This window comes from Skermanella sp., assembly GCF_059503625.1.
On record NZ_JCACHA010000362.1, the window covers coordinates 1 to 2672 of the forward strand.

2 protein-coding genes are annotated in these 2672 nt (G+C 62.1%); one reads left to right on the plus strand and one right to left on the minus strand.

What is annotated here, in order from left to right:
* Nucleotides 1-83 precede the first annotated feature (83 nt).
* Entirely contained in the window at nucleotides 84-1808 is a 1725-nt protein-coding gene (locus tag AC5JJ6_RS08205) for a DUF7024 domain-containing protein (RefSeq protein ID WP_496041566.1), read from the minus strand.
* Between the two features lie 242 nt (nucleotides 1809-2050).
* Here AC5JJ6_RS08205 and ccsA point away from each other — a divergent pair.
* The coding region (gene ccsA / locus AC5JJ6_RS08210; protein ID WP_496041567.1) for a cytochrome c biogenesis protein CcsA at nucleotides 2051-2672 on the plus strand (622 nt) is incomplete at its 3' end.

Here is a 2672-nt window from a genome sequence, read left to right on the forward strand (position 1 = left end):
CGCAGCCTAGCCTGTCGTGGCGGCCCCGCCAAGCAGTCCCTGACGATCCCGTCTGGCGCGGACGGTTAGTCGGCATTGGTGGATCAAGGTTGCCCGCCATTCAAGACGCGGATCGCGACTAAACCAAAACCGAGTTTCCGGGGATCGCCCGATACGTTCTCCGACGCTGGCGAGCGTGCTGTCGGGATATGGAAGTCGATCGATATGGGGTCACCGTTCCTGGCGGCTTCCTCAGGTACCGGGATGGGATGAGAGGTTGCCTCTCCCTGAGTCAAAGTCCACGTCGTGACGGGACGACCATCCACGCTTACCTCGACGACCTGCGGATTGCCGCTGTTTCCGAGGAAAGCCGTGACGACTGCGTCGAGAGCGCCGGTCAATGCTGCCTCTGGAGGCAGTCTCACGCGCAGGCTGGCAGCCGGTTGCTCCGACCATGTCCCCCAAGGCTCAGGCAGGGACCATCCCCTGCGCAATGCCTTGACGTCTTCGCCACCCTGGCTGGTGAACGACAGGCCACGGCCCGGTTCGACCAGCGGCGCCGGACCATGGTCGGGTAGCAGCACCGAGACCTCAAGTCGATGCTCCGGCGCCTCCCGAAACGGCGCCAGACGTGATTCCGGCAGGATACCGGGCGGAGTGATACCGCTGGCCTCGAGTGCCCACGCAAGGGTGTAAGGCGCGGTTCCACCCTGCACCTGTCCATCCCATGTGACGACCCTCGGCAAGAACAAACCCAGTATGAAAACCGAAACCGCCAGCCGGTTCAGCGACGGTCCAGCCCCTTGGCGTACCGCCAGCACCAACAAGGTTACCAGGAGAGGCCATGACAAAATGCTGAACACTCTGGTGGAATCCAACGTCGCCAGGGTCGCCCCGACGCAACACAAGGTCGTAAGGACAATCCTCGGAACCACTAAGGCGGCATTGTCCGCCTGTCGGCGCAATGTCATGGCGGCGGGAACTACCAGCAGCCAGCAGAGACCGAAGAAAGACCACAAAAACATCTGCGGATTTCGCGCGGACACAGTGAAGTACCGGTTAATTCCGCCTCCAAGCATGTAGTCGAATCTGTTGAATTCGATATGTATGCCCTGTACGGACTGATAGAAATGGACGCCTCCCCATCCCGCCAATCCACCGGCAAGGAGGGCCAGGCCCATCCGCCAGCCTGCCCGACCGGTGTGGCTGCTTTCGAGGCACGGAATCAGCAGAAAACAGACAGACAGCAGCACCATTGCCTGCTCGGCATGGTTAGCCGCAAGCAAGGCTGCACAGGCCCCTCTGAGCCAGAGCGGCGGCAGCAGGAGAATTGCCGAGGCAAGGGTGACGCTCAACGGATCGCCATAGCCAATCCAGGTCAGGAGCACCGTAGCCAACGGAGAAGTGACCAGAACCAGCACCAGGATGCGCGCAGCCGGTTCGCCTACCCGGAAGCGAAACATGACGCACATGGCGGCGTAACACGCCGCCAGCAGCCCTCCACAGAACAATGCGAACATTCGCGGTGTTGTCGTAGCGCCAGCCAGCCAGGCGAGAGCCGGTGTCAGCCATGAACTTAGCAGCCAGTCGGCGTCAGCAGTACTCGGAAAGGGGTCCTGGGTTATATCCGCTGCGATCAGCCAGACGGCGTCGAGGGCGGGCGTGGTCCAAAGTCCATTTACCGTGATGGCGGCTATCAGGGCTGCGGCGCAAAGCAGTGTATAAGGTAGAGCGTTGATTCTCGATGTTACCTGTTCCAGCAGGCGTGTCAGCGAGATCAATGCAGCGGCAGCAGGATCTGTCGTGGAAGAGGTGCGGCTTTGGTTCATTGTGGGTCGGCAGGGTCCAGGTACTGACATGTGCCGTAAGGTAGAGCATATGCGCCTCCCCTGATCGAGTGATTCATTAAAGATAAAAAATGCCGCAGGCTTGGTTGAAGGTTGTATTCCGGCTGCGCACTCCTGAGTTATGACCGAAGCGGAGCGTCTCGTTTATATTTCCGTCGGGGACATGGCGTCTCGAGCGGGCGCCGTAATTCCATAACGGCCTTCGGGACCAGGATCGGAACAGCATGCTGCAAAACGTCCTTTTCAACTTGTCCGCCCTGATGGCTCTCCTGCCGGCCACGCTGCTGGCCTATGTCCGTGACGGGTTCCGCCAGGGCAGGGGACCGGACATGGTCTTTTGGGCCGTTCTGGCGGTGGCGGCGGCCGGACCGCTCACGTGGGCGCTGGTGCAACTGGACGGCACATGGCGCACGGGGATCTCCACGACCCTCTGGGTCAGCATAGCGGCGTGCATGGTCCTGTTCACCGGCTTGTGCCTGACGACACGCTCCGGATGGCGGCTGATGCCGCTGCTGCTGCCCTATCTGCTGCTGGTCGGATTGTTCGCCACCGCGACGGCTGAAGCGCGCGATCCCACGCTCAACCCCACGGCGCCCACCGTCTGGGTCGATGCCCACATCACGGTTTCCGTCACGACCTACGCGCTGCTGACCCTGGCGGCGGTCGCGGCGCTCGCCGCGTTCCTTCAGGAACGAGCGCTCAAGGCCAAGCGGCCGACCGCCCTGACCCGGATGCTGCCGCCCATGGCCGACAGCGAGCAGCTTCAGGGCAGGCTGCTGATCGCGTCGGAAATCGTCCTCGGCATGGGGCTCGTGACCGGGATGTCCGTGCTCTACTTCGAGCAGG